The sequence below is a fragment of the Agrobacterium sp. BT-220-3 genome (assembly GCF_025910175.1).
Classification (GTDB): domain Bacteria; phylum Pseudomonadota; class Alphaproteobacteria; order Rhizobiales; family Rhizobiaceae; genus Agrobacterium; species Agrobacterium oryzihabitans.
This window is the reverse complement of sequence record NZ_JAPAIX010000006.1, coordinates 75,975-100,669: the sequence shown is the minus strand read 5'-3', so window position 1 is coordinate 100,669 and position 24,695 is coordinate 75,975. Positions and strand designations below refer to the sequence as shown.

Below are 24,695 nucleotides of genomic sequence, written 5' to 3'. Positions count from 1 at the left end.
CATAAAACTGCGGCTGGCGGCAGGATCGGGATGCGGATTATTTTGTCACGCCGCTCAAGGCGCGATGTCGAAAGGGAGATATTTATGAGAGCGATCGTCGCCCATGGGGCAAAGGATGTGCGCATCGAGCAGCGGCCGGAGGAAGCGCCGGAAGCGGGAGAAGTGCGGCTTCGTCTGGTCAGGGGCGGAATTTGCGGCAGCGATCTTCACTACTACAATCATGGCGGTTTCGGTGCGGTGCGGCTTCGCGAGCCCATGGTGCTGGGGCACGAGGTCTCCGCCATCGTCGAGGAGTTGGGTGAAGGTGTCGAAGGCCTGAAGGTCGGCGGTCTGGTCGCGGTTTCGCCATCACGCCCGTGCAGGACCTGCCGTTTTTGCCAGGAAGGCCTGCACAACCAGTGCCTCAACATGCGTTTTTATGGCAGCGCCATGCCGTTTCCGCATATTCAGGGCGCTTTTCGGGAGGTTCTCGTCGCGGATGCCCTGCAATGCGTTCCGGCCGGCGGGCTGAGCGCGGGTGAGGCGGCCATGGCCGAACCGCTGGCGGTAACGCTGCACGCCACGCGCCGCGCCGGGGATCTGCTTGGGAAACGTGTGCTGGTCACCGGCTGCGGTCCCATCGGCATTCTGTCGATTCTGGCCGCGCGCCGCGCGGGTGCGGCTGAAATCGTCGCGACCGATCTTTCGGATTTCACACTCGCCAAGGCGCGGGAAGCGGGCGCCGACCGCGTCATCAACAGCAAGGATGAGCCGGATGCGCTCTCCGCTTATGGCGCGAACAAGGGCACCTTCGACGTTCTTTATGAATGCTCGGGTGCCGCTGTTGCGCTTGCGGGCGGCATTGCGGCGCTCCGGCCGCGCGGCATCATCGTCCAGCTGGGTCTTGGTGGCGATATGAACCTGCCGATGATGGCGATTACTGCCAAGGAACTCGATCTGCGCGGTTCCTTCCGTTTCCATGAGGAATTCGCGACCGGCGTGGAACTGATGCGCAAGGGCCTGATCGACGTCAAGCCGTTCATCACCCAGACGGTGGATCTCGATGACGCCATCTCGGCCTTTGAATTTGCCTCCGACCGCAGCCGTGCCATGAAGGTCCAGATCGCCTTTTCATAAGCGCTGTCTCGCACGCAAGCGTTCCGACGTTCTGATCGGTGGCGGATTATTCCGCCGCCGATTTTTTATGCGGGCTTCTTGACCACAACAACCTGTCGGCGATGTTATCGGTATCATCGCCCAGTTCAAGGACCAGGCCGGTCGCTCGATCTTCCTTCGCTCACGCCATCTCCGCCGGTTTGCACATTTTGACGCAGGTCAAAAAGGTGATTTGCCGTCCGGTATTTTTTGCGTTATCGAAATTTCAGAAATTACTGAAAATACAGGAAGTGAAGAAATGCCGGCTAGTCTTTCCCCGCTTGTTCAGTCCTTCGTGCTGCATTTCGGCGAGATGGGCAGCCGCTGGGGCATCAACCGCACGGTCGGGCAAGTCTATGCTTTGCTTTACATTTCGCCGCAGCCGCTCTGCGCGGACGACATTGTCGAGGCGCTCGGCATTTCCCGCTCCAATGTGTCGATGAGCCTGAAGGAGCTTCAGGCGTGGAACCTTGCAATTCTCAAGCATTTCCCCGGCGACCGGCGCGATTTCTTCACGACACCGGAGGATGTCTGGCAAATTCTGCGCACCCTCGCCGAGGAGCGCAAGAAACGTGAGATCGATCCGACGCTCAGCATGCTCCGTGAAATTCTGATGGAGACGCCCGAGAACGAAGACGAGCGGCACGCGCAAAAGCGCATCGATGAGATGAAAACGCTGATCGAGCAGCTCACCGGCTGGTATGACGATGTGAAGCGGCTGGAAACGGAGCGACTGGCTTCGTTATTGGCGCTCGGCTCGAAAGTCACGAAACTGTTGGAGGCCAAAGACAAGATCGTCTCTCTTGCAAGACCCCGTGGCACAAAGGGCAAGTGAGGAGATCGGCTTTGGAGATGTCCGTACAAACGCGACAATCGGCAAGTGGTGACGGCGTTGACTGTCCTGCGCCTGAAACCGTTTCGCCCGATGTGGTGCGCCGGCGCTTCTTCGGTGCTGCCGCCGGGAAATCCTCTGACGACGGAGCGGTGAAAAACGCAAAAGCGCCGGCGGTGGGAAGATCCATCGCCCTGCTGCATGTGGTGCCGGCCCTGCTCTGGTTGCCGCAGGCGGGTTTGCTTGCCTTTTCGGTCGGAAAAATCGCTGGAGGCGCACCGATGACGGCGATCCTGCCGGCGGCTGTCGCTGTTCTCATTCTCGGTCTGATCAAGGCATTTCTGGAAAGACTTGCGGCGAGACTTTCGTTTCGCGCCGCGCGTGCCGCCCTTTCTCGGCGGCGGCTGGAAGCACTTCATGCCGTAGCGCAGGTGTCGCCACTCGATCTGTCGCGGACGGCATCCGGGGAGGCGGCAGGTGTTGTCGCCGAGACGGCAGAAGCGCTGGTGCCTTATCTTTCCCGTTTCCAGCCGGCGCGGATGAAAGCCACCATCGTTCCCCTGGTTTTCGTGCTGGCAATCCTGCCATTCACCTGGATTGCGGCGCTGGTGCTGCTGCTCTACATGCCGACCATCCCGCTTTTCATGGCGCTGATCGGCTGGCAGGCGAAGGCTGCCAGTGAAAAGCAGCTGGCCGAGACGGGCAACATGAATGCTTTCCTGCTCGATCGCCTGCGCGGCCTCGAAACGATCCGCGCACTGGAAGCCGTCGATCTGACCGCTGGACGCCTGCGCACAGATGCGGAAAACCTCAAGAAGCGGACGATGGCGGTGCTGCGGATCGCCTTTCTCTCCTCGGCCGTGCTGGAGCTCTTCGCCGCCCTCGGCGTTGCCATGACCGCCGTCTATATCGGTTTCCATCTGCTCGGTTTTCTGAATTTCGGCGCGTGGGGCGAGAAGCTGACGCTTGCCGAAGGACTGTTCATCCTGCTTCTGGCCCCGGCCTTTTTCGAGCCGCTGCGGGAATTGTCCGCCGTCTGGCACGACCGTGCAGCCGGAGAGGCGTCACTTGGCGCGCTTGGCACATTGATGCAGCGTGACACAACCATCGTGGGCGAGGGCAAGGACGTCGCATCCGCCCCATGCCCGCTGCCCGGATTGGTGGAGCTGGACGATCTCTCCTTCGCCTATCCGAATTCTCCGCCTGTCATTCGAAATCTCAACCTTACGGTTCAGCAGGGCGAGAGAGTTGCGATTCTCGGGTCTTCCGGTTGTGGTAAATCCACTGTACTCTCCTTGATTGCCGGGTTGGCCGAGGCTGGCAGCGGTACAATAAGGATCGGCGGTGTGACGCTCGATCACACGACTGCCGATGGACTACGCAACACAATCGGCTGGGTCAGCCAGAAGCCGTTCTTTTTTGCCGGTTCCCTGAAAGCGAATATTCGCTTTGGTCGTGCCGGTGTCAGCGAGGGCATGATGGAAGAGACGCTGCGTTGCACCGGGCTGGATGCATTATCAGAAGCGCGCCGACACCTGCCGGTAGGAGACGGCGGTTATGGCGTTTCGGGCGGGGAGGCGGTGCGGCTCGCCATTGCGCGCGCCTTCGCCGATCCGGCAACGCAGCTTGTTCTGGTCGACGAGCCGACGGCGCATCTCGACCGGGAGACGGCTGCGCTCGTCACCGAAAACCTGCTGCAACTTGCAAAAGGCAGGACATTGATCGTCGCGACGCATGATCCCGTACTCGCCGCACGCATGGACAGGATTGTGGATATGGCGGCGATCCACTCAAGGGGGCAGTCATGATCGCGCGTTTTGCCATATTGAAACCCGTCATTGCCCTCTTCTGGTCGGCGCGTCGCGGCATGCTGCTGGCCGGTGCGGTTCTGGCGGCAACCACGGTGCTGGCGGGTATCGGCCTGCTCGGCGTTTCCGGCTGGTTTATAACCGCGACGGCGATTGCCGGTCTGGTTCCGGCAACAGCCTATGCATTTGATGTCTTTGCCCCGTCCGCGGCCATCCGCCTTTTGGCGCTGTCGCGCACCGCCGCCCGTTATGGCGAACGCATGACCACCCATGAGGCAACGCTCTCCGTGCTGGCAGCGCTTCGCGAAAAGCTGTTTCGCGGCTTTGCCGCACCGCAGGCGGCGAAACATCTGGAGGCGCGGCCTGCCCGCCTGCTGAACCGGCTGACGGCGGATATCGATGCGCTGGATTCGCTTTATCTGCGCGTGCTGGTTCCCGCTGCCGTCGCAGTCCTTGCCGCAATCGCAACAGGCATCGGGCTCGCCTTCCTCAATCCGCTTGCGGGCGTTCTGGCGGCCCTCTTCCTCATTGCGGCGGGGCTCGGCATTGCAGTGCGCTCGGCGTTGCGGGCGGAAAAATTCTCGCGCCGCCGGGTAATCGGGCTTGAAGCGCTTCGCGCCCGCACGGCGGATCTCGTCAATGGACAGGCGGAGTTGCTGACGACGTCCCGGCTTTCGGCGCAGGTTGCTGCGGTAAAACGGGCGGACGACTATCTGCTCGCCTGCGATGACCGCCTGAACCGGATCGAAACGAATGCCGGCTTTTCCTTCGGCATTTCTGCGGCGGTTCTTTTGAGCGCGGCTCTCCTCGGCATGGCCTGGCTTGCGGAGCAGGGAGCGGTAACCGCGCCGACGGCGGCCCTTGGCCTGCTCGTCTGTTTTGCCGCGCTGGAGCCCTTCACGGCGCTGCGCCGTGGTGCAATGGAACTCGGGCGCACGCTCTTTTCGGCAAGACGCATCGCGCCGCGTCTTTCCGCCGAGGCAGCCGTCAACTGTCCGCGCGTGCCTGCCACGGGCATGGCGGCCGAGCTTGATGGCGTGCGGCTGGAGCGGGACGGGAACGAAAACCCCGTTCTGACAAATATCAACCTTGCGATTGCCGCCGGAGAGACGGTTGCGATTATCGGGCCGAGCGGTGCCGGCAAGACCAGCCTCATCCAGCTTCTGGCGGGCGAGTTGCAGCCGGCGGCGGGTATGGTCAGCGCTTTGCCGTGTTCGCTCATGACGCAGAGAAGCCAGCTTTTCCGAGACAGCATCGCCGACAATCTGAGGCTGGCGAAACCGGCCGCGACCGAGCGTGAGCTTTGGGATGCCCTGCAATCGGCAGGCCTTGGCGAGCACGTCAAAATCCTGGCGGCCGGGCTGGATACGCGGCTTGGCGAGGCGGGGCAGGGCCTCTCCGGCGGCCAGTCGCGGCGGCTTGCACTTGCCCGTTTCCTGCTGCGCGACAAACCGCTCTGGCTTCTCGACGAGGTGACGGAAGGGCTGGACGGCGAGACCGCCCGCGACGTGCTGGGCCGGCTGTTTGCCAGGGCAAAAGGAAAGACTGTCGTGATGATCACCCATAATCGCCGCGAGGCGGAATTTGCCGATCGCATCATCGTGCTGAAAGAGGGGCGCCAACTTGATCAATGTCAAAGCGGCACCCCGGAATACGACGTAATGCTGCAAACATTGCGTCCGGACTGAGTGATTTTTTCAGGGCCGGCGTCGTCTCGTAACAGAAGGCCGGCCTTTCCTGAAAGGTGGGGTAAAAACATGGAACTCGACATCGTGGCGCTATCGCGCCTGCAATTCGCGGTTACCGCTTTATATCACTTTCTATTCGTTCCCCTGACGATCGGGCTGTCGGTGGTGATCGCCATCATGGAAACGGTCTATGTCATGACCGGCCGCGTGGTCTGGCGGCAGATGACGAAATTCTGGGGCACATTGTTCGGCATCAATTTCGTGCTGGGCGTTTCCACCGGCATCGTCATGGAATTCCAGTTCGGCATGAACTGGAGCTATTACAGTCACTATGTCGGCGATATTTTCGGTGCGCCGCTGGCGATCGAAGGCATGATGGCCTTCTTTCTGGAAGCCACCTTTGTCGGGTTGTTCTTTTTCGGCTGGGACAAGCTGTCGAAACTCGGCCATCTCATCGCAACATGGTGTGTGGCGATCGGCTCGAACTTTTCGGCGCTTTGGATATTGATCGCCAATGGGTGGATGCAGAACCCGGCGGGATCGGCTTTCAACCCGCAGACCATGCGCATGGAAGTGACTGACTTCTTCGAGGTCCTGTTCAACCCGGTGGCGCAGGCGAAGTTCGTCCATACCGTTTCAGCGGGTTATGTCACCGCTTCCATTTTCGTACTTGGCGTTTCGGCATGGTATGTCCTCAAGGGACGCCATCTCGACCTCGCCAAGCGGTCGATGACGGTTGCCGCCTCCTTCGGTCTGGCTTCGGCGCTGTCGGTCGTCGTGCTTGGTGATGAAAGCGGTTATCTTTCGACCGAACACCAGAAAATGAAGCTCGCCTCGATCGAGGCCATGTGGGAAACGGAACCGGCTCCTGCCCCCTTTACGGCAATAGGTTTCCCCGATCAGGAGGCGCGCGAGACGCATTTTGCCGTGAAAATCCCGTGGGTGATGGGCCTTATCGGCACCCGCTCGCTCGACACGGAAATCCCCGGCATCAACGATCTGGTGGAACTGGCAAAGACCCGCATCCGCGATGGCATCAAAGCCTATGATGCTCTGATGCAGATACGCGCCACCGGCAAGGGCGCGGAACTGCCGGAAGAGGTGCGCGGCACCTTTGCGGAACTTGGCCACGAACTTGGGTACGCCCTGCTACTGAAACGTTATGTCGACGATCCGCGTCAGGCGACCGAGGAGCAGATCGCCAAGGCGGCCGCCGATACGGTCCCGCATGTGCCGACGCTGTTCTGGGCGTTCCGCATCATGGTCGGTCTCGGCATGTTCTTCATCGTGCTGACGGCGACCTTCTTTTATCTCTCGGCCCGGCGCCGACTGGATCACTATCCGTTCTTGCTGAAGGTGGCCGTCTTCGCCATTCCGCTGCCGTGGATCGCGGCTGAAATGGGCTGGGTGGTCGCGGAATTCGGTCGCCAGCCATGGATCATCGAGGGCGTGCTGCCGACTGCCGCCGCCGTCTCCAGCCTCAGCGCCTCGACGGTTCTGATTACGCTTCTGTGTTTCATCGCCATCTACACGGTGCTGTTCATCGTCGAAATGGGGCTGATGCTGAAGGCGATCCGCAAGGGGCCCGATCCGGATCACGAGCCGGAAGCGCCGCTTGTTCCTGAAAAACTCGTCGCTGCGGAGTAAACGATCATGATATTGCATCAACTCATCGACTACGAAGTCCTCCGCGTCATCTGGTGGCTGCTGCTTGGCGTGGTGCTGATCGGTTTTGCCGTCACCGGCGGTTTCGATCTGGGCACCGGCGCGCTTTTGCCCTTCGTCGCGAAAACGGATCTCGAGCGGCGTGTCGTCATCAATTCCATCGGCCCGGTCTGGGAAGGCAATCAGGTCTGGCTCATCCTTGGCGGCGGCGCCATCTTCGCCGCCTGGCCGCCGCTCTATGCGGTGTCGTTTTCAGGTTTTTACCTGGCGATGTTCGCCACCCTGTTTGCGCTGATCCTGCGGCCGGTCGGTTTTAAATACCGCTCCAAGCGCGAGAGCACGACATGGCGCAGCACCTGGGATTGGGCGCTGTTTATCGGTGGCTTCGTTCCCGCGCTGATCTTCGGTGTGGCGATTGGCAATGTGCTGCAGGGCGTGCCCTTCCGCTTCAACGATGACTTGAGGATTTTCTATGACGGCACGACGCTGTTCGAGCTTCTGAACCCTTACGCAATCCTCTGCGGCCTCGTTTCCGTTGCCATGCTGGTGATGCATGGCGCGGCCTGGCTGGTGCTGAAGACCGAAGGTCCGGTTGCGGCCCGCGCCCGCAGTTTCGGCAGCATTGCGGCTCTTGCCACCACCGTTCTTTTTGCTCTTGGCGGCGTCCTGTTGTGGCTCGGTGTCGACGGGTATCGCTTCACCTCGGAAGTCGTGACCGACGGTCCGTCCAATCCGCTATCGAAGACGGTCGAGGTCGCAAGCGGCGTCTGGTTTGCGAATTATGCGGCCCATCCGTGGATGATGCTGGCGCCGGTACTCGGTCTTGCTTTCCCGCTCGTCGCCTTCCTGTTGTTCAGGGTCGGGCGTGAGGTGCTGGCGCTGCTTTCCAGTTCGGTTGCCATTTTCGGCATCATCTCGACGGTCGGGCTGGCGATGTTTCCCTTCATCCTGCCGTCTTCGATCGATCCGAAATCGAGCCTGACGGTCTGGGACGCATCCTCGAGCCATATGACGCTGTTCATCATGCTGGTCGTCGCCCTCATCTTCATCCCCATCATCGTCGCTTACACCTCCTGGGTCTATCGCGTGCTGTGGGGCAAGGTGGATGAAAAGGCGATCCGCGACGACAGCGGCCACGCCTATTAATATCAAACAAACAGAAGGAGATCGAACATGTGGTATTTCGCCTGGCTGCTCGGCCTGCCTCTCGCCGCCATCTTCGCCGTCATGAATGCCATGTGGTATGAGCTGATGGAAGAAAACGCCAGAAAGGCCGAAGCGAAACAGGATAGATAGAGCTTTGGTGGAAAGCTCTCTCCCGTCATGCCGGACTTGATCCGGGATAACGGAGTGCGCATGCAAAATATAGAAGGGCGGCCTCCGGTTAGGATGCCGCCCTTCTGGTAAAACAGCCGTGTTTGTCACGAGTGGCTTCAGTGGATCGCGATGCCGCGCTTGTCCGCCTCTTCCTTGATGATGTCTTCGACCAGCACTCTCTTGAGATTTGGATTTCCCAGAAGATAGTCGTCGGCAATCTCGAAGATCGATTTCGGGTTCTCGGTCCTGTGCAGGGTGTCGAGGTCCTGGCCGATCTGCTCTCGCAAGCTTGAATAGTCGTCCATCGCGATTCTCCCGGTCACTGGTTCAATGCAGAAGTTCTGCGGGAACCTTGCCGCCGTTTTCGGACAGCTTCTTGATGACAGCCCTGTGCAGCCAGATGTTCATGGTGGCTGAGTCCGACGTGTCACCGGTATAGCCGAGTTCGCCAGCCAGTTCCTTGCGGGCACTGAGGCTGCTGTCCAGATCAAGCGCCTTCAGGAGATCGACGATCGAATGTTTCCAGTCGAGTTTCTGGCCGTTCTGCTTGACCGCAGCATCCAGAATGGAGGCCACGTCGACGCTGCCGGTGGATGCCGGAGCCGCCGCTGTCGGGGCAGGTGCTGCAGGCTGAGCCGGTGCGGCCGGGCTTGCAGCGGTTGTCGGCGCTCCAGCTGGAGCGGAAGTCTGCGGTGCGGCTTCGGCCTTGCCGAAAATCGCATTCTTGATCTTGTCGAAAAAGCTCATTGTGTCCTCCCTTTATCGGCGAAATGCGCGCCCGATGGCGATGAGAATGCATGCACCGATGAAACCGGTGATGAGGTATCCAATCCAGCCTCCGAGCGAGATGCCCACGAGCCCCAGAAGAAAATTGGCGACGATGGCGCCGACAATGCCGAGGATGATGTTCATGAAAACACCCATATTGCTTTTCATGAACTGTTCGGCGAGCCAACCGGCCACGCCGCCGATGATGATTGCTGCAATCCAGCCGATTTGTGCGTCTTCCATAACAGGCCTTTCCTTTGTGAGAGAGGTCCGCAGGCATATGGACAGGCTTTTGCGCGCACTGATCCCCCCGCCTTGAATAGACCCCAGGCGGGGTAATAACGAAGGTGCTGACACTTTGTTCCGCGTGGGCGAGCCCGTCGCGTCGCTTTCATTCAGCTTGGGCTCTTAAAATCCAGCCCGATATCCAGAACCGGCGCGCTGTGGGTCAGCCAGCCAACGGAGATGAGATCAACGCCGGTTGCGGCAATGGCGGCGGCGGTTTCAGGGCTGATGCGGCCGGAAGCCTCGGTAATGGCGCGGCCGGCGACGATCTCCACGGCCTCGCGCAGCTGGTCCGGCGTCATATTGTCCAGGAGAACCGCGTCGATACCTTCATCCATCGCCTCGCGCAATTGCGCCAGCGTATCGACCTCCACCTCGATCTTGACGAGATGCCCCACACCTTGCCGGGCGCGGCGGATGGCCTCGCCCACGCCGCCGGCCACGGCGATGTGGTTGTCCTTGATGAGGACTGCGTCATAAAGCGCGAAACGGTGGTTCATGCCGCCACCGGCGCGCACGGCATATTTTTCCAGCGCCCTGAGGCCCGGCGTCGTCTTGCGGGTGCAGGCAACCGAGGCCCTGGTCCCTGAAATGGCGGCAGCGATTTTCGCGGTAACGGAGGCTATGCCCGACAGATGGCCAAGGAAATTGAGAGCAGTGCGCTCCCCTGTCAAAAGACCGCGTGAGGGACCTTCGATCGTCGCGATAATATCGCCGGGAGCCACAATTGCCCCGTCCTCAACATGCCGCCTCATCAGGATTGCCGGATCGATGAGCTGGAAAGCGAGCTCTGCGGCATCGAGACCGGCGATGACGCCCGGTTCCCGTGCGGCCATGACGACGACCGAGCGATGATCGGCGGGAATGACTGAGGCGGAGGTTATGTCGCCCGCAAGCCCGAGATCTTCCAGAAGGGCGTTGCGAACGAGCGGTTCAACGATGAGGCGTGGCAAGGGGGAGAGGATCATGTCAGGCGCTCCGCGCAATGCTGGGTGAGGAAAGGTTGCTGGAGGAAAGGTCATGGGCAATGGAAATGACCTCGGACAGGCGCAGCCTGCGCCTTGTGGGGGTCACGTCCTTTTCCGGGAAATCGCTACGGAAATGGCCGCCGCGCGATTCAGTGCGCAGGGCTGCGAAGACGGCGATGGCGAGCCCGACAATGGCGGGATCGGAGGCCGGGCCATTCTGTTCGGCGAGAGGCAGAAGATCACGGATCGCATCGGTCAAGCCGGTCTCATGTCTGGCGATACCGAGATGGCGGGAGACGATGTGTCGGACGATGGCGGGGTCCGCTGCCGAAAGAACAGGTGTCCCGAATGGCGTCACAGCCGTCACGGGTTTTGATGCCGGCCGGTCGGCAATATCTTTCGCGGCGCGCATGCCCATCGCCGCCGCCTCCAGCAGGGAGTTGCTGGCAAGTCGGTTGGCGCCGTGAAGACCCGTGCAGGCGGTTTCGCCCGCGACCCAGAGGCCTGGCACGGAACTGCGGCCGTTTCCATCCGTGGAAACGCCGCCCATGTGGTAATGCACGGCGGGGCGAACGGGAACAAGCTCGCGGGCGGGGTCTATCCCGGCTTCCCGGCAGAGCAGGTCTATCGAAGGGAAACGCGCCGAAAAACCGCTGCCGAGCGCCTGGCGTGCGTCTAGAAAGACCTTGCCGCCACGCAGGATTTCCCGCTCGATGGCGCGGGCGACAATATCGCGGGAGGCGAGTTCCGCACCGGGCACGGCCGCCATGAAACGCTCGCCGTTTTCATTGAGAAGAAGGGCGCCTTCGCCCCGCACCGCCTCGCTGACCAGCGCCAGCGGCCGACGGGGAGAGGAAAGCGCCGTCGGGTGAAACTGGACGAACTCCATATCGGCAAGGACTGCGCCGGCGCGTGCGGCAAGCATGATGCCCTGCCCGTAATTGCCGGAGGGATTGGTCGTCGCCTCGTAAAGCCCGCCGAGCCCGCCCGTCGCAAGAATAATGTTCGTGGCCGGCAGAGCAAAGCTGCCCTTTTGTCCGGCGCAGGCAAGGCCCGTTATGGCCCCGTTTTCGGTCAGCAGCCGGCGTACTTCCGTGCCTTCCAGAACTGCGATGGACGGCGTGTTTAGAACGGCTGCTGCGAGAGCCCTCACAATGGCCGCGCCCGAACCGTCACCCTCGGCATGCAATATCCGCCGGCGGCTATGGGCCGCTTCCAGTCCGAAGACGAGCCTGCCCTCAGCATCGCGGTCGAAACGCACTTCGGCCCTCTCCAGGGCCTCGACAGTGGCAGGGGCGGCCGAGATGATGTCCGCTGCCATATCCGCGTCGCAGAGGCCGTCGCCGGCGGCAAGCGTATCGGCAAGATGAAGCGCTGCGCTGTCGTCGGGGCCGAGGCTCGCGGCGATGCCGCCTTGCGCCCAGGCGCTGGACGTCTCTCCGCCGAGGGCGCTGCGGGTCAGAAGCAGCACGGGTTGCGGCGCAAGCGTCAGCGCCGCCATCAGGCCCGCAATGCCGCTGCCGACGATGACCGTCCTGCCCGCATATTGCGACGGAGCTTCGCTCATACCGCCAGCATCCTTTCCACCGCACGGCGGGCGGCGACTGCGATCGCCGGATCGACCGTCACCTCGTGGCGGTTTTCCTCAAGCGCTGCGCGGATATTGCCGAGCGTGATGCGCTTCATGTGCGGGCAGAGATTGCAGGGGCGGATAAATTCGACATCCGGATGATGCACGGCGACATTGTCGCTCATCGAGCATTCCGTCAAAAGCACCACCCGGGCCGGGCGTTCGCGGCTGACATAATCCGACATGACGGCGGTGGAGCCGGAAAAATCCGCAGCTTCCACGACATCGGGCGGACATTCCGGATGCGCGAGAACGGTGACGCCGGGATGGCTTTCCCGCAATTCCCTGATGTCATCGGCGGTGAAAAGCTCGTGCACCTCGCAATGTCCACGCCACGCGATGAGTTCGACACTGGTTTCCCGCGCCACGTTCTTCGCCAGATATTCGTCCGGCAACATCAGGACGCGCGGTACGCCGAGCGATTCCACCACCTGGCGGGCATTGCCTGACGTGCAGCATATGTCGGAAGCCGCTTTCACCGCCGCCGAAGTGTTCACGTAAGTGACGACCGGAACGCCCGGATAGGCCTTGCGCAGAAGTGCGATGTCTTCCGGCGTGATGGAATCGGCGAGCGAACAGCCGGCAGCCATATCCGGAATGAGCACGGTTTTTTCCGGATTGAGCAGCTTTGCCGTCTCGGCCATGAAATGCACGCCGGCGAGAACGATCACATCCGCCTCCACTTCCATCGCCTTGCGGGCAAGGGCGAGGCTGTCGCCGACGATATCGGCAACGCCGTGGAAGATTTCCGGCGTCTGGTAGTTATGGGCGAGGATGACGGCGTTGCGCTTGCGCTTCAGCTCGAGGATAGCCTCCACATCGTCCTGAAAACCCATCCATTCGGCCTTGGGGATGACGCGGCTGACGCGGTCGTAAAGGCTTGCGGCAGAAATCTGTTCGTTCACGGCACTCTCCCATTTATACTCTATTTGAGTATATCTATGGCAAAGCGATATTCTCATTGTGAGCATATGTCAATTGCGGGAGAGGGGCAGTTTGGTTCCTGAGAGGGCGCGTTCATCAAGAACGGTTTGACGGAAGCGGAAAAGCTTTGCCGGGCGTCCGCCGGTTTCGGTCGCCATGTCGCCGGTCTCTTCCACCAGTTGCTGCTGTTCAATCAGCCGGCGGAAATTCTGCTTGTGCAGGGTCAACCCTGCGAGTGCTTCGATCGCCCGCTGCAATTGCAACAGCGTGAAGGCATCAGCCATCAGCTCGAAAACCACCGGCCGGTATTTGATTTTGGCTCGCAGCCGGGCAATGCCGGTGGCGAGGATGCGGCGGTGATCGGCAAACATCGGCTTGCCGAAGTTGATCCGGGGCTCGCTCTGGGCTTCCTCGACCAAGCCTGCCTCATACAGCAACTCATAGCGCTGCAGGGTCAGCTCCTCGTTCCAGCCCCCACCGTCGAGACCGAAGGTGAAATTGGCCCGCAAATGGCGCTGGCTTTTGCAGGCGGGATCGGAGTCCGCCCATGCGCGCAGCCTGTCGATAATGGTGTCCAGAACCAGCGGGCGGCCCCGACGATGGTCTTCCCAGGGGAAATATTCGTACCAGCCATGCCAGAGGGGGCGCCCGTTGCCGGATGATTCCTGCTCGAGAACCAGCCCGAGATAACCAATCGAAATGGTTCTGCCGCCCGGAATGTCGTTGTTACGGTCGCGGTCGGCGAAGGTATAAAGCTGCTCGAGATAACCGACGGGGTGGTGTGTCTGTTCGTGGATCCATTCCCGCAGCCCGCTCTGAAGCGTTCTGTGCCCGAATTCGAATGGGCCTGAAGGAAGGGCAAGGCCCGCCCGAACGGTCATGACCCGCGGTTCATCTCCGGTAATGGCGGTGACGACGGCAATGAGTTCGGCATGGGCAAGCCCGATGGTCACGGCGGCTCCTGTAACAGGTTGTGATTTCAACCTTCTTTGCCACAGGAAGTGCGGTTCGCCAACAAGCGGGCCAAAAGTACCGCCGGTATTCGCGTAAATCCTAAAATAAACGTCTGTCAGACGAAAGGATGATTTCTTGTGGTTAGTCGCGTATATTTCGTTATGTTATAAAAACGTTATAAGCATCCATATAATGTAGAAAGCCGATGTTGGAAGATATATCTCTAGAAGAGACGCTTATTGGCTATTATACGTGGAATATTGGGCAGAATCTGGTTTATCTGGATGCTGTGGCTGCTCGTGTCCGCGATTTTTCCTTCGATGAGGCGTCTGGCGGCCTTCCGGTGGAAGCGTTCATTGCCCAGGTCGAGATCAACGCTCGGGCGAGGGTGGCAAGGGCTCTCCATAATTCGCTGACGTGCGGCGAGTTTTATGACCAGGAGTACCGGATCGGGCTGAGGTCCGGCGGCTTTCGCTGGCTGCGGACGACGGGCAGGGTGATCCACGACTGCGACGGCATTCCGATGATGGCAATGGGCACGGTGCGTGAGGTTGTCGCCCGCAAGGCCTTGCTGATGTAGTCCCGCTCTGGGTGGGACGGACTTATATTTTACTGTTTTTGATGTTTCGGTGGCATGGTCCGTCAGGTCGCAACTTTGCTGTTTCAGATCGCGCTGGTCGTAGGCCTCGGTGTTGCCGGCATCCGCATCGCCTCGCTGGTGAACGGTGAGGCCGGCTCTGCGACGGCAGGCCTTGCCGCCAATACGGAAATGTTGTGGACGACATCGCCGGTGCGGGTCGATCCCAGCCGCCAGAACTACGAACGCATCCCGACGCCACCCGATCTTTACCCCCTGAAAATGCATGCGGATCAGCGCCTGCGTGTCCTTTCCAGCAGCCGCTTCACCTTCAAAGGCCAGGAATTTAGCCTCGCTGGTGTGGAGGATGTCGAGCGTAACCGGGTCTGCGCGGATTCTGACGGCCGCCGTTATGCCTGTGGTCTGAACGCTTTCAAGGCACTGGAGAACCGGCTGCGCGGTAAATATCTGGACTGCCGGGTGGTGGAAGAGGGCGGGGTTAGCCGTTCAGTCGAATGCCGGATCAACGGGCAGGATGTGCGGGCGCTGCTACAATAGCCAACGCGTTGGACAGATGGCGAGACGGGTGAAAATCTTCGCCTGAAGGTCTCGTATCTTGTTTGGGAGGATTTGGTGGAGCTAAGCGGGATCGAACCGCTGACCTCTTGCATGCCATGCAAGCGCTCTCCCAGCTGAGCTATAGCCCCATAAGGGTTCCGGCATTTCTTCCGGTTCCGGGAACCGAAGCGGCTGTTGTTCCGTTCGGTGGCGGCTTACTACTTCGGCTAATCGAAGAGTGCAAGCACAAAAAACAGCCCGGCTTCATTTTTTTGTCGCCGGGCTGGTTTATTCAATAAGATCAAGCTTCTTCGTCGTCGCCCGTTACGCCGATGATGCCGGACATATCGTCATCGTCGTCGTCTTCGTCGGCTTCAAGGAAGGTATCGTCATCGTCGTCGATTTCCACGTCGTCGTCGTCGTCGCCCATATCCGGGATTTCGTCGCCGCTGTTGTCGCCATCGGCGTCTTCCAGCGATACGAGTTCGACTTCCGTGTTTTCGGCATCGACTTCCGCGACTTCTTCTTCTTCAGCCTGCTCGAGCTTTGCCTGAGCCGTGCTTTCCTCGAAGAAGGAGAGCGGCCATGACTTGCCGGTATAGGGAGAAACGACCGGGTCGCGGTTCAGATCGTAGAACTTCTTGCCGGTATCGGGGTCGGTGCGCTTGGTACCAAGTTCCGCTTTTGCCACTGTCTAAGCCTCAAATTGTCGAATGAGTTTCGGTGTGTACGCCGTAAAACCGGCATAGACGGTAAAATTTCTAGCCGGTCCCCTTAATCGTTGCGGTCTTTCGTGTCAAAGACAAACTTCGGATGTCGCCCTCCCTTGGCGCAACCTGTATGCGGGGATGCTCATAAAGATCGGGAGACATCCTGCACTCTATTGTATTAATGACGGACGCACAGGCAGAAAGCTTCATGACCTTCACGATCGCCATAGACGGGCCGGCTGCCGCTGGCAAAGGCACCTTGTCACGAAAGATTGCGGAGACCTATGGTTTCCATCATCTCGATACCGGGCTGACCTACAGAGCGACGGCCAAGGCCCTTCTTGATGCCGGCCTGCCGCTCGATGATGAAAGTGTCGCTGAAAAAGTGGCGATGGAACTCGACCTTGCCGGCCTCGACCGTTCGGTCCTTTCCCGGCACGATATTGGCGAGGCTGCGTCCAGGATTGCCGTGATGACGCCGGTGCGGCGCGCGCTCGTGAAGGCGCAGCAGCGTTTTGCCGCAAAGGAGCCGGGCACGGTTCTGGACGGCCGCGACATCGGCACGGTGGTGTGCCCGGATGCGCCGGTGAAGCTTTATGTCACGGCGTCGCCGGACGTGCGGGCGCGGCGGCGTCATGACGAAATCCTCGCCAATGGCGGGGTGGCGGATTACGATGCCATTTTCGCTGAAGTGAGGAAACGCGACGAGCGCGACATGGGCCGCGCCGACAGCCCGTTGAAACCGGCTGAAGACGCGCACTTGCTAGATACGTCGGAAATGAGTATAGAGGCGGCGTTTCAGGCCGCGCGGGCGATTATCGACGCCGCCCTGGAGAAATAGGTTTTTCGCGGAACCGCTGATTTCGGCCCGCGTTTAGTCCGGAATTGCCCGAAGACATGTCCTTGCGCCGGAAAGCCTTTTAAAAAGGCGGGCATGGGTTCGGGTATCAACAACGCTAGCCCACCGGCGCTTTTGTATTCGCTTTCAAGCGGATGCAATCAGGAGATTTCATGTCAGTATCTACCCCCACGCGCGAAGATTTCGCAGCGCTTCTCGAAGAATCCTTTGCCTCTAACGATCTTGCCGAAGGCTATGTTGCCAAGGGTATCGTAACGGCAATCGAGAAGGATGTTGCCATCGTCGACGTCGGCCTCAAGGTTGAAGGCCGCGTACCGTTGAAGGAATTCGGCGCGAAGTCCAAGGACGGCACGCTGAAGGTCGGCGACGAAGTCGAAGTTTACGTCGAGCGCATCGAAAACGCTCTCGGCGAAGCCGTTCTGTCGCGCGAGAAGGCTCGCCGCGAAGAAAGCTGGGTCAAGCTCGAAGCCAAGTTCGAAGCCGGCGAGCGCGTCGAAGGCGTTATCTTCAACCAGGTTAAGGGTGGTTTCACCGTCGATCTGGACGGCGCTGTTGCCTTCCTTCCGCGTTCGCAGGTCGACATCCGTCCGATCCGCGACGTTACCCCGCTGATGCACAACCCGCAGCCCTTCGAAATCCTCAAGATGGACAAGCGTCGCGGCAACATCGTTGTTTCGCGCCGCACAGTTCTCGAAGAGTCCCGTGCCGAGCAACGTTCTGAAATCGTTCAGAACCTCGAAGAAGGCCAGGTTGTTGACGGCGTCGTCAAGAACATCACCGATTACGGTGCGTTCGTTGACCTCGGCGGCATCGACGGCCTGCTGCACGTCACCGACATGGCATGGCGCCGCGTCAACCATCCTTCGGAAATCCTCAACATTGGCCAGCAGGTCAAGGTTCAGATCATCCGCATCAACCAGGAAACCCACCGTATCTCGCTCGGCATGAAGCAGCTTGAGTCGGATCCGTGGGATGGCATCTCCGCCAAGTACCCGGTTGGCAAGAAGATCTCCGGCACGGTCACGAACATCACCGACTACGGTGCATTCGTCGAGCTGGAGCCGGGCATCGAAGGCCTGATCCACATTTCCGAAATGTCCTGGACCAAGAAGAACGTACATCCCGGCAAGATCCTGTCCACGAGCCAGGAAGTCGACGTTGTCGTTCTCGAAGTCGATCCGTCCAAGCGCCGTATCTCGCTCGGCCTCAAGCAGACGCTGGAAAACCCGTGGCAGGCATTTGCCTTCAGCCATCCGGCCGGCACTGAAGTTGAAGGCGAAGTCAAGAACAAGACCGAATTCGGCCTGTTCATTGGCCTCGAAGGCGATGTTGACGGCATGGTTCACCTGTCGGATCTCGACTGGAACCGTCCGGGCGAACAGGTCATCGAAGAGTTCAACAAGGGTGACGTGGTCAAAGCCGTCGTTCTCGATGTTGACGTCGAGAAGGAACGCATCTCGCTCGGCATCAAGCAGCTCGGCAAGGATGCTGTCGGTGAAGCCGCAACGTCCGGCGACCTGCGCAAGAACGCAGTCGTTTCGTGCGAAGTCATCGCCGTTAACGACGGTGGCGTGGAAGTGAAGCTCGTCAACCACGAGGACATCACCTCCTTCATCCGCCGCAACGACCTCGCACGCGATCGTGACGATCAGCGTCCGGAGCGTTTCTCGGTCGGTCAGGTTTTCGACGCCCGCGTCGTCAACTTCTCCAAGAAGGACCGCAAGGTCATGCTTTCGATCAAGGCGCTGGAAATCGCTGAAGAGAAGGAAGCAGTCGCACAGTTCGGTTCGTCCGACTCGGGCGCTTCGCTCGGCGACATCCTCGGCGCGGCTCTGAAGAACCGCGGCGAATAATCGCTTCGATCCTTTGAAATGAAGAACCCGCCGGAATTTCCGGCGGGTTTTTTATTGGGTGGAATGTCCGCGTTATGGCCGAATGAGTGGCGCGGGGCTTAGAGCATGCCGCTCATTCTGAGGTAGTAATTTTCCGCGCTATCGTCGGAAGCCCCCTCCTGAGGCGCTCCCGGTTCGCCGGCCTCGTCATTGGCCGCCACCCGTTCTTCGGCTTCATCCTGACTGCCGGAATTTTCGCCCTCCGGCTCGCCTTCTGCCTCCTCCTCGGAAAACGGGCCGCGTCCGCGATGCGGGCTTTCCGATTCGTGATCATCTTCCGCCGGGGGATAGGCGACGAGCGGTAGCGGCGTGCCTGCTTTTGCGAGAGCCGCAGCGATCAGCGATTGTGACGCCGATTGCTCGAGCATCGCCATTCTGGCTTCAGGATCAGTTGCGGCGCGGGGCAGTGGCGGGGTTTCAGGCCGATGTGCTGCTGTCTCCGTTTCCTCGCCGGATGGGCGGGCGGCGGATGTTGCCGAAGCGGCTTTTTCGGTGGGCTGTTCTTCCAGCTGTTGCGTTGGGACGCCCGGCTGCGAGGCGGCAGGCTGCGCTGCATCTGTTGTTTTGGCGGGAAGCTTGCCGGCGAGAGCTGCAAGCAGCAGATTTTCAATATTTTTGACATCGCCTGCAGGCTGGCCGGACGACTGGGGCAATGCCGTCCGTGCTTCTTTCTGCTCCGCCTTAGCAATGTCCCGATGGGGCAGGGCAGGACGTATTTCGGCGTTTTCCGCCCGTGCCGGGTTTGCGGCACGCGCCTCTGTAGGCACCCTTCCTTCCTTTGTCGCGCTGCCCGTTTGTGGTTGAAGCGGACGCGCCGTGTTTTCGGCTTTTCCATCCGGCTTTACGGTTTCGGGCGAAGCATCGGGCGCATTGGCGGGCGGGATGGGAAGATTGACGCGGAGGTCCGGCGGTGCCGTCTGCGCAGCCACAATGGCTTTGACGGCTGCGCTGTTGAGGGCAAGCGGGCCAATGAATTGAGACAGGAGCCGGCCGGTTGCTGCATTTACCGGCTGCGCTGTCGCTGTCGCATTCGGGCGGCTTTCCGCACTCTGGTTTTGGACGTTTTGCGACCCCGGCTGGGGCCGCTGTGCGGGCGTCGGATTGGCCGAATTATTTTGTTGATAGGAAGAGACGACTGCCTTTGCGGCGAGATCCATTCCCTTGTAGCGGGAAAGCTCGATCAGAAGCGCAAGGCGTGCGGCATCGGGGCCTGTCGGCTGTTTCAGGATTTCGGCAAGCATTGAAAGGCTCAACCCCTGCAGCACCTTGGCAACTTGTTGTTCCAGCGCCAGACGCTGCGGCGCGGGCAGGGCGCGAAGGGCATCGGTCAGGCGCACCACATAGTTTTGAATGGCTTCGCCGTCACGCCTCGGCAGGTTCATCAGCTTGCCGAGCGTTTCCGCCAGAACTGCGGTACTGCGGGAAAGCTGAAATTCGCTGGTGAGGGTGGCAATTGCGGCTCTGGCAAAAACATCGCCGCCATTGTCGGGAGCAGGATTGCTCGGCTGTGGCTGCACGACCTCTTTCAGCTGCCCGCGCGGTGTCGGCGTGGCTGAGGCTCCATAGGCGGCATCGGCTGCCGGAATTTTCGGTACAGGCGGTAACATGCTGCGCTCCGTTCCTATCGATGACCGCCGCTGGCTGCGAAAGGGCCAATCCCTGGCTCTCTGATCCGCATTTGGCCCGTATGTTGAAAGATTGCCGCGCCGGTGATGTACAGGTGTCATCTCGCCCGCTCATGCGGGAGCGCCGTGCGCGCCGCTGGCCCGAATGCCAGCTCTTGTCGGAGCACACAGAATCATCAAGCCGAAGCTTGACCTGCAGATATTAAGATTTGGCTAACCATGAGCATTGCGCCCCGGCGGGTTCGTCAGGGGGAGATGCCGATGAACATGCGGTAAAGCCCGTTATCATCTGAATTGACCGATGAAATGTGGTCGGGTTCACTGGTCGTCATCTCGACGGCTTCCGGCGGCATCGCGTCAAGCCAGCTCGCCTTGGGGAAGCTTCTTTCCGGGCGGGTTTCTTCAGGGGCGATGAGGGGTTCTTCCTCGGCCGGCGCAATAAAATCGGCGTCATCCGGGACGAGCGGCGGGGCTGACATGGAGAGCAACGCCTGGGCCGCGTTCGGTTCGGTATCGTGACTGGCGCTACCGAATACGCCTGATATATCGGACATGTCTGAACTCACATCATGTTTCGCTCAAGTGACTGCTGGAAACGGCAATCATGCCGCCTTTTTCTTCAGCAGTTCATAAAGGCCATTGTCGTCGATCGAGATCGGCAGAATGGTGTTTCGGGCATTCTCGACAACCGCCTGTGCATCAAGCAGTTTTTCGGCGTCGTCTTTCGCATCCGCCTGCGTGGCGGCCGCATCGGTCGTTGCAGTTTCGTTATCGTCTTCCGCCGGGGCCGTTTCCGTCGCAGGCGTTGCCGCAAGCACGGAGATCAGGGCGATTTCCGATGAAATGTCGACCGGGCCTTGTCCCTCGACGCCTTCCGTTTTTTCATTAGCGGAAGCATCCAGGTGTTCTTTCACGACGTCCTGAAGTTTCTGCACGTCTTCGAGCTTGCCCTGCGCATCGCGGGTCTGGATGTCCTTTTCCCGCTCGGCCGCAACTTCGGCATCATTGACTTCGCCAATGCGGTTTTCACCGCGCTCCGCCTGCAGTTCTTCCTTGGTTTTCGGATCGGCGACATCTTCCAGACGCTGAATGACCTTCAGGGTCTCCTGCGTCATGAAGCGGGTGCCTTTCGCCTGCTCGTTCAGCGCATCCTTGACGGCACGCGCTGCATCTCCATACGGGTTGGAGATGGCAGCGATCATCTGCTGCGCCGAAACGCCGAGTTCCTTGAGGCCCGTGGATTTTTCCAGATCATCGACGCTCTTGGGCAAGTTGGCGCGCGCCGCCATGATGGCGTTCGACATCTGCTCGCCGAAATCCTCTTCCTTGCCTGTCAGGTCGACGCTTTTGGCGATGCGGGCGGCGAGTGCCGCCATGGGGTCCATCTTGGCGTTGACGCCGTTGTTCAGCACGTCCACAACCTGTCCTTCCGAAACGCCGAAGGACGTCAGGGAAATCTTCGTGGCTTTTCCCAGCGGATCGGCTTTTTCGAAATTTGCGGTCAGGGTCAATGCGTCCTGAAGCCGTTGTGCGAAAGAAAAACTCGATTCGTCGGCTTCCTGGGTGATGCCGAGGGCAGAGGAGAAACGGGAGACAAGCGAGGCGAAGGGATCCGCGTCCGGTTTCAAGAAGCCAAACAGATAGGCGCTTATCTTTTCATTGGCGACACGCTGGCTTTCGTCCGGCTGCGGCTGTGTCTTGACCGCCTCGTCCTTTTTGGTGCCGTTTGCCTTTTCCTGCTCTTCGCGCTGGCGCTCCTCGATGGTTTCGACCATCGACCGCATGAGATCGCTGACTGCAATGCCCGCCGTCTGCTGTAGCGGAGTAATCATCTGGAAAGTCCCCGGCCGCCCAAAGTTGCGGCCGAGAATAGGCAGTTCTGGTAAATCAGTGCTTAAACGAAGCGTAGAAACGCTCAGCTATGGGCGAAAATATCCGTTTCTTCCCAACCGAGAAGATCGAGCTTCGCACGGGTCGGCAAAAACGCGAAACAGGCATCGGCGTGGTCTAGGCGGCCGTCGCGTATGAGGCGGGCGGTCAGCTTGTCGCGCAGCGCATGCAGGTGAAGCACATCCGAGGCGGCATATTCAAGCTGCGCGGGCGACAGGGTTTCCGCTGCCCAGTCCGACGATTGCTGCGCCTTGGAAATATCGATTTCCAGCATTTCCTTCAGATTGTCCTTCAGCCCATGCCGGTCGGTATAGGTGCGGGTCAGGCGCGAGGCGATCTTGGTGCAGAAAACCGGCGTGGTCGTCACGCCGAAGGTGTGGAACAGAACGGCGATGTCGAAACGGCCATAATGAAAGATCTTCTGGCGGGCGGGATCGGCAAGCATCCGGACGAGGTTAGGAGCCTCCTTCTGGCCGGCTGCGATGCGGATGACGTCCGCCGTTCCGTCGCCGGGCGAAAGCTGGACAACGCAGAGACGGTCGCGGCGCGGCACCAGTCCCAGCGTTTCCGTATCGATTGCGATGGCGCCGGTATAACGCGCGGCATCTTCGGCGGAAATATCGCCTTCGTGGTAACGGATGGGTGCTGCCATGTCTTGCTCCAGAAATTTCCAGTTTGTCGCTCCGGCTATAACGGAAAGAAAGGCTGGACGATACCGTTTTATGGGCCGTTCCGCCGCGTCATCCTAAGCGCCCTTGGCACTTGCCTTTGCGAAAGCCCCCGGGTTAGTTTCAGGAATATCCTCTATCTTACAGATCGCATGACATTCCCGATGACAAAGAAAATCTATCTCGCCGGACCGGAGGTTTTCCTCCCGAACGCCCGTGAAATGCTTGACCTGAAGGCTGCCCTTGCACGGGAAGCCGGCTTTGTGCCGCTATCGCCGGGTGATCTGCAAATCCCTCCGGCGGATACGAAGATCGGCCACGGTTGCAACATCAATGCCATCGACGAGCAGATGATGCTGGAAGCCGATGCGGTGATCGCCAATCTCACGCCGTTCCGCGGTGTCGCCGCCGATACGGGAACGAGTTACGAGTTGGGTTTCATGTGCGCGCTGGGCAAGCCGGTTTTCGCCTATACCAACGTCGCGGCCAATCACTTCACCCGCATCAAGGCGCATTACGGCGGCGTTGCCGCGATTGACGACACTGGCCGGTATCGCGGCCCGGACGGGTTGTCGATCGAGAATTTCGACATGGTCGACAATCTCATGCTGCATGGCGGGATCGTGCGTCGCGGCGGCGTCATCATTGTCGGCAACGCATCCGAAGAGGCGCTTTATACGGATCTGGACGCATACAAGCGCTGCCTGGCGGCGGCCGCTGAAAAATTATTGATACAGCCTGACCCTGACAGAAAAAATCTAGCGGAGACATCATCATGAGCGGTACCATCCTCATCACCGGCGCCACATCCGGTTTCGGACAGGCAACGGCACGGCGCTTCATCCAGGAAGGCTGGAAGGTCATCGGCACCGGCCGGCGGGCGGAACGGCTGGAGGCGCTGGTGCAGGAACTCGGCACTGCCTTTCACGGCGTCGCCTTCGACATCACCGACGAAGATGCGACGCAAAAGGCGCTTGCGGCTCTGCCGGAGGGTTTCCGGGACATCGACATTCTCGTCAACAATGCCGGTCTGGCACTTGGCACGGCGCCCGCGCCGCAGGTGCCGCTGAAGGACTGGCAGACCATGGTGAACACCAATATCACCGGTCTCCTGAACATCACCCACCAGCTCTTGCCGACCCTGATCGACCGCAAGGGCATTGTCGTCAACCTCTCGTCGGTGGCTGCGCACTGGCCCTATGCCGGTGGCAACGTCTATGCCGGCACCAAAGCCTTCCTGCGGCAATTCTCGCTCGGTCTTCGCTCAGACCTGCATGGAAAGGGCGTGCGCGTCACCTCCATCGAACCCGGCATGTGCGAGACGGAATTCACGCTCGTGCGCACCGGTGGCAACCAGGATGCCTCGGATAATCTCTACAAGGGCGTTAATCCGATCACGGCGGACGATATCGCCAACACGATCTATTGGGTGGCCTCGCAGCCCAAGCATATCAACATCAACAGCCTCGAACTCATGCCGGTCAACCAGTCATTTGCCGGTTTCCAGGTATACCGGGAAAGCTGATTTCTCAGGGTTTTTGCGGGAGTGCTGAAAAACCAAGCAGGATTTTCAGAGCTATGCAGAAATGCAATGCTGCATTGCGAGACTTGCTCTGTTAAAAAGCGCGGAAGTCGCTATATTTAAATCATCGAAGCGACGCACTCCTCCTCCCAGCGTCGCTAGATGTGGATCGGTGGCACTCCTCCTCCCAGTCGCCGATCAAGTTTGAAGCCTGCCGCACCTCCTCCCGCGGCAGGCTTTTTCCTTTTTTGGGCTTTCTTTTGATCTTTGTTGCCTGGCGCAATTGCTGCGGCGATGATGATGTTCCCCCTGAATTCGCGGGGGTGTTTCCGGTTTCGCCGTCAAGGCGATGCTTGCCGGAATCGGACGCGTGTCGATCACAATTTCGTTATGTCTAGATGAATATGCACAGTTTTGTGGC

At 59.9% G+C, this 24,695-nt stretch carries 25 protein-coding genes and 1 tRNA gene; 13 read left to right on the top strand and 13 right to left on the bottom strand.

What is annotated here, in order from left to right:
* Nucleotides 1-84 precede the first annotated feature (84 nt).
* The 7 genes from OK142_RS16775 to cydX all read left to right on the top strand — a co-directional run bounded on the left by OK142_RS16775 (nucleotide 85) and on the right by cydX (nucleotide 8,423).
* Nucleotides 85-1,116, top strand: coding sequence for an L-idonate 5-dehydrogenase (locus OK142_RS16775; RefSeq protein ID WP_498684022.1), 1,032 nt, complete (start codon nucleotides 85-87; stop codon nucleotides 1,114-1,116).
* Between the two features lie 277 nt (nucleotides 1,117-1,393).
* Complete coding sequence (locus OK142_RS16770; protein WP_082185103.1) at nucleotides 1,394-1,969, top strand: GbsR/MarR family transcriptional regulator; 576 nt, start codon at nucleotides 1,394-1,396, stop codon at nucleotides 1,967-1,969.
* Between the two features lie 17 nt (nucleotides 1,970-1,986).
* Nucleotides 1,987-3,774: a thiol reductant ABC exporter subunit CydD gene (cydD, locus tag OK142_RS16765; protein WP_498684020.1), complete on the top strand. Its 1,788-nt coding sequence runs from the start codon at nucleotides 1,987-1,989 to the stop codon at nucleotides 3,772-3,774.
* Nucleotides 3,771-5,462 (top strand): thiol reductant ABC exporter subunit CydC, encoded by a 1,692-nt coding sequence (cydC, locus tag OK142_RS16760; protein ID WP_498684018.1) that lies wholly within the window; start codon nucleotides 3,771-3,773, stop codon nucleotides 5,460-5,462. The genes cydD and cydC overlap by 4 nt, the downstream gene beginning before the upstream one ends.
* 69 nt (nucleotides 5,463-5,531) lie before the next feature.
* Nucleotides 5,532-7,109, top strand: a complete 1,578-nt coding sequence (locus OK142_RS16755) for a cytochrome ubiquinol oxidase subunit I (protein ID WP_082185101.1) — start codon at nucleotides 5,532-5,534, stop codon at nucleotides 7,107-7,109.
* A gap of 6 nt (nucleotides 7,110-7,115) precedes the next feature.
* A complete protein-coding gene (gene cydB / locus OK142_RS16750) occupies nucleotides 7,116-8,273 on the top strand; it encodes a cytochrome d ubiquinol oxidase subunit II (RefSeq protein ID WP_216331716.1) in 1,158 nt (385 codons plus the stop codon).
* Between the two features lie 27 nt (nucleotides 8,274-8,300).
* Nucleotides 8,301-8,423 carry a cytochrome bd-I oxidase subunit CydX gene (gene cydX, locus OK142_RS16745; protein WP_082185099.1) on the top strand — a complete coding sequence of 41 codons (123 nt, stop codon included), beginning with the start codon at nucleotides 8,301-8,303 and terminating at the stop codon, nucleotides 8,421-8,423.
* A 137-nt stretch (nucleotides 8,424-8,560) separates the two neighbouring features.
* Here cydX and OK142_RS16740 read toward each other — a convergent pair whose 3' ends face one another.
* The 7 genes from OK142_RS16740 to OK142_RS16710 all read right to left on the bottom strand — a co-directional run bounded on the left by OK142_RS16740 (nucleotide 8,561) and on the right by OK142_RS16710 (nucleotide 13,972).
* Complete coding sequence (locus OK142_RS16740; protein ID WP_216331717.1) at nucleotides 8,561-8,749, bottom strand: hypothetical protein; 189 nt, start codon at nucleotides 8,747-8,749, stop codon at nucleotides 8,561-8,563.
* A gap of 22 nt (nucleotides 8,750-8,771) precedes the next feature.
* Nucleotides 8,772-9,191: a DUF3597 domain-containing protein gene (locus OK142_RS16735; protein ID WP_082185097.1), complete on the bottom strand. Its 420-nt coding sequence runs from the start codon at nucleotides 9,189-9,191 to the stop codon at nucleotides 8,772-8,774.
* 12 nt (nucleotides 9,192-9,203) lie between these two features.
* Complete coding sequence (locus tag OK142_RS16730) at nucleotides 9,204-9,455, bottom strand: GlsB/YeaQ/YmgE family stress response membrane protein (protein ID WP_003498410.1); 252 nt, start codon at nucleotides 9,453-9,455, stop codon at nucleotides 9,204-9,206.
* Between the two features lie 152 nt (nucleotides 9,456-9,607).
* Entirely contained in the window at nucleotides 9,608-10,465 is an 858-nt protein-coding gene (nadC, locus tag OK142_RS16725) for a carboxylating nicotinate-nucleotide diphosphorylase (RefSeq protein WP_498684015.1), read from the bottom strand.
* Nucleotide 10,466: 1 nt separating this feature from the next.
* Entirely contained in the window at nucleotides 10,467-12,032 is a 1,566-nt protein-coding gene (locus OK142_RS16720) for an L-aspartate oxidase (protein WP_498684013.1), read from the bottom strand.
* Nucleotides 12,029-13,000 (bottom strand): quinolinate synthase NadA, encoded by a 972-nt coding sequence (gene nadA, locus OK142_RS16715; RefSeq protein WP_498684011.1) that lies wholly within the window; start codon nucleotides 12,998-13,000, stop codon nucleotides 12,029-12,031. The genes OK142_RS16720 and nadA overlap by 4 nt, the downstream gene beginning before the upstream one ends.
* 69 nt (nucleotides 13,001-13,069) lie before the next feature.
* The gene (locus tag OK142_RS16710) at nucleotides 13,070-13,972 is read right to left on the bottom strand and encodes an NUDIX hydrolase (RefSeq protein ID WP_498684010.1); all 903 of its coding nucleotides are present in this window, start codon (nucleotides 13,970-13,972) and stop codon (nucleotides 13,070-13,072) included.
* Between the two features lie 206 nt (nucleotides 13,973-14,178).
* Here OK142_RS16710 and OK142_RS16705 point away from each other — a divergent pair, with 206 nt between their 5' ends.
* Nucleotides 14,179-14,553, top strand: coding sequence for a PAS domain-containing protein (locus OK142_RS16705; RefSeq protein ID WP_313610979.1), 375 nt, complete (start codon nucleotides 14,179-14,181; stop codon nucleotides 14,551-14,553).
* Between the two features lie 54 nt (nucleotides 14,554-14,607).
* Entirely contained in the window at nucleotides 14,608-15,108 is a 501-nt protein-coding gene (locus OK142_RS16700) for a thermonuclease family protein (protein ID WP_498684008.1), read from the top strand.
* Nucleotides 15,109-15,181: 73 nt separating this feature from the next.
* On the opposite strand, the gene OK142_RS16695 is transcribed toward OK142_RS16700, so the two are convergent.
* Nucleotides 15,182-15,257: transfer RNA gene (locus tag OK142_RS16695), tRNA-Ala, on the bottom strand.
* A 152-nt stretch (nucleotides 15,258-15,409) separates the two neighbouring features.
* Nucleotides 15,410-15,799: a TIGR02300 family protein gene (locus OK142_RS16690; protein ID WP_498684006.1), complete on the bottom strand. Its 390-nt coding sequence runs from the start codon at nucleotides 15,797-15,799 to the stop codon at nucleotides 15,410-15,412.
* Nucleotides 15,800-15,999: 200 nt separating this feature from the next.
* On the opposite strand from OK142_RS16690, the gene cmk reads away from it, so the two are divergent.
* Both cmk and rpsA read left to right on the top strand, forming a co-directional pair.
* On the top strand, nucleotides 16,000-16,659 hold the full coding sequence (gene cmk / locus OK142_RS16685) for a (d)CMP kinase (protein WP_216331723.1): 660 nt from the start codon (nucleotides 16,000-16,002) through the stop codon (nucleotides 16,657-16,659).
* 170 nt (nucleotides 16,660-16,829) lie between these two features.
* Entirely contained in the window at nucleotides 16,830-18,530 is a 1,701-nt protein-coding gene (rpsA, locus tag OK142_RS16680) for a 30S ribosomal protein S1 (RefSeq protein ID WP_035243010.1), read from the top strand.
* Nucleotides 18,531-18,628: 98 nt separating this feature from the next.
* Here rpsA and OK142_RS16675 read toward each other — a convergent pair whose 3' ends face one another.
* The 4 genes from OK142_RS16675 to OK142_RS16660 all read right to left on the bottom strand — a co-directional run bounded on the left by OK142_RS16675 (nucleotide 18,629) and on the right by OK142_RS16660 (nucleotide 22,736).
* Nucleotides 18,629-20,176: a hypothetical protein gene (locus OK142_RS16675; RefSeq protein ID WP_498684003.1), complete on the bottom strand. Its 1,548-nt coding sequence runs from the start codon at nucleotides 20,174-20,176 to the stop codon at nucleotides 18,629-18,631.
* A 263-nt stretch (nucleotides 20,177-20,439) separates the two neighbouring features.
* Nucleotides 20,440-20,748: a hypothetical protein gene (locus OK142_RS16670; protein WP_498684002.1), complete on the bottom strand. Its 309-nt coding sequence runs from the start codon at nucleotides 20,746-20,748 to the stop codon at nucleotides 20,440-20,442.
* Between the two features lie 48 nt (nucleotides 20,749-20,796).
* The gene (locus OK142_RS16665; RefSeq protein WP_498684000.1) at nucleotides 20,797-22,026 is read right to left on the bottom strand and encodes a hypothetical protein; all 1,230 of its coding nucleotides are present in this window, start codon (nucleotides 22,024-22,026) and stop codon (nucleotides 20,797-20,799) included.
* 83 nt (nucleotides 22,027-22,109) lie between these two features.
* Nucleotides 22,110-22,736 (bottom strand): ribonuclease D, encoded by a 627-nt coding sequence (locus OK142_RS16660; protein WP_082185088.1) that lies wholly within the window; start codon nucleotides 22,734-22,736, stop codon nucleotides 22,110-22,112.
* A gap of 180 nt (nucleotides 22,737-22,916) precedes the next feature.
* Here OK142_RS16660 and OK142_RS16655 point away from each other — a divergent pair, with 180 nt between their 5' ends.
* The gene (locus tag OK142_RS16655) at nucleotides 22,917-23,531 is read left to right on the top strand and encodes a nucleoside 2-deoxyribosyltransferase (protein WP_216331727.1); all 615 of its coding nucleotides are present in this window, start codon (nucleotides 22,917-22,919) and stop codon (nucleotides 23,529-23,531) included.
* Entirely contained in the window at nucleotides 23,528-24,277 is a 750-nt protein-coding gene (locus OK142_RS16650; protein ID WP_498683997.1) for an SDR family oxidoreductase, read from the top strand. The genes OK142_RS16655 and OK142_RS16650 overlap by 4 nt, the downstream gene beginning before the upstream one ends.
* Nucleotides 24,278-24,695 lie beyond the last annotated feature (418 nt).

Excerpts from the sequence above, each read along its gene's own strand:
- cydX (WP_082185099.1), top strand. The coding sequence starts at position 8,301 with ATGTGGTATTTCGCCTGGCTGCTCGGCCTGCCTCTCGCCGCCATCTTC.
- OK142_RS16770 (WP_082185103.1), top strand. The coding sequence starts at position 1,394 with ATGCCGGCTAGTCTTTCCCCGCTTGTTCAGTCCTTCGTGCTGCATTTC.
- OK142_RS16700 (WP_498684008.1), top strand. The coding sequence starts at position 14,608 with ATGGTCCGTCAGGTCGCAACTTTGCTGTTTCAGATCGCGCTGGTCGTA.
- rpsA (WP_035243010.1), top strand. The coding sequence starts at position 16,830 with ATGTCAGTATCTACCCCCACGCGCGAAGATTTCGCAGCGCTTCTCGAA.
- OK142_RS16735 (WP_082185097.1), bottom strand. The coding sequence starts at position 9,191 with ATGAGCTTTTTCGACAAGATCAAGAATGCGATTTTCGGCAAGGCCGAA.
- OK142_RS16665 (WP_498684000.1), bottom strand. The coding sequence starts at position 22,026 with ATGATTACTCCGCTACAGCAGACGGCGGGCATTGCAGTCAGCGATCTC.
- cydC (WP_498684018.1), top strand. The coding sequence starts at position 3,771 with ATGATCGCGCGTTTTGCCATATTGAAACCCGTCATTGCCCTCTTCTGG.
- OK142_RS16740 (WP_216331717.1), bottom strand. The coding sequence starts at position 8,749 with ATGGACGACTATTCAAGCTTGCGAGAGCAGATCGGCCAGGACCTCGAC.
- OK142_RS16650 (WP_498683997.1), top strand. The coding sequence starts at position 23,528 with ATGAGCGGTACCATCCTCATCACCGGCGCCACATCCGGTTTCGGACAG.
- OK142_RS16775 (WP_498684022.1), top strand. The coding sequence starts at position 85 with ATGAGAGCGATCGTCGCCCATGGGGCAAAGGATGTGCGCATCGAGCAG.
- OK142_RS16720 (WP_498684013.1), bottom strand. The coding sequence starts at position 12,032 with ATGAGCGAAGCTCCGTCGCAATATGCGGGCAGGACGGTCATCGTCGGC.
- OK142_RS16705 (WP_313610979.1), top strand. The coding sequence starts at position 14,179 with ATGTTGGAAGATATATCTCTAGAAGAGACGCTTATTGGCTATTATACG.
- OK142_RS16730 (WP_003498410.1), bottom strand. The coding sequence starts at position 9,455 with ATGGAAGACGCACAAATCGGCTGGATTGCAGCAATCATCATCGGCGGC.
- OK142_RS16655 (WP_216331727.1), top strand. The coding sequence starts at position 22,917 with ATGACAAAGAAAATCTATCTCGCCGGACCGGAGGTTTTCCTCCCGAAC.
- OK142_RS16670 (WP_498684002.1), bottom strand. The coding sequence starts at position 20,748 with ATGTCCGATATATCAGGCGTATTCGGTAGCGCCAGTCACGATACCGAA.
- OK142_RS16675 (WP_498684003.1), bottom strand. The coding sequence starts at position 20,176 with ATGTTACCGCCTGTACCGAAAATTCCGGCAGCCGATGCCGCCTATGGA.
- OK142_RS16755 (WP_082185101.1), top strand. The coding sequence starts at position 5,532 with ATGGAACTCGACATCGTGGCGCTATCGCGCCTGCAATTCGCGGTTACC.
- OK142_RS16660 (WP_082185088.1), bottom strand. The coding sequence starts at position 22,736 with ATGGCAGCACCCATCCGTTACCACGAAGGCGATATTTCCGCCGAAGAT.
- nadC (WP_498684015.1), bottom strand. The coding sequence starts at position 10,465 with ATGATCCTCTCCCCCTTGCCACGCCTCATCGTTGAACCGCTCGTTCGC.
- cydD (WP_498684020.1), top strand. The coding sequence starts at position 1,987 with ATGTCCGTACAAACGCGACAATCGGCAAGTGGTGACGGCGTTGACTGT.
- cmk (WP_216331723.1), top strand. The coding sequence starts at position 16,000 with ATGACGGACGCACAGGCAGAAAGCTTCATGACCTTCACGATCGCCATA.
- cydB (WP_216331716.1), top strand. The coding sequence starts at position 7,116 with ATGATATTGCATCAACTCATCGACTACGAAGTCCTCCGCGTCATCTGG.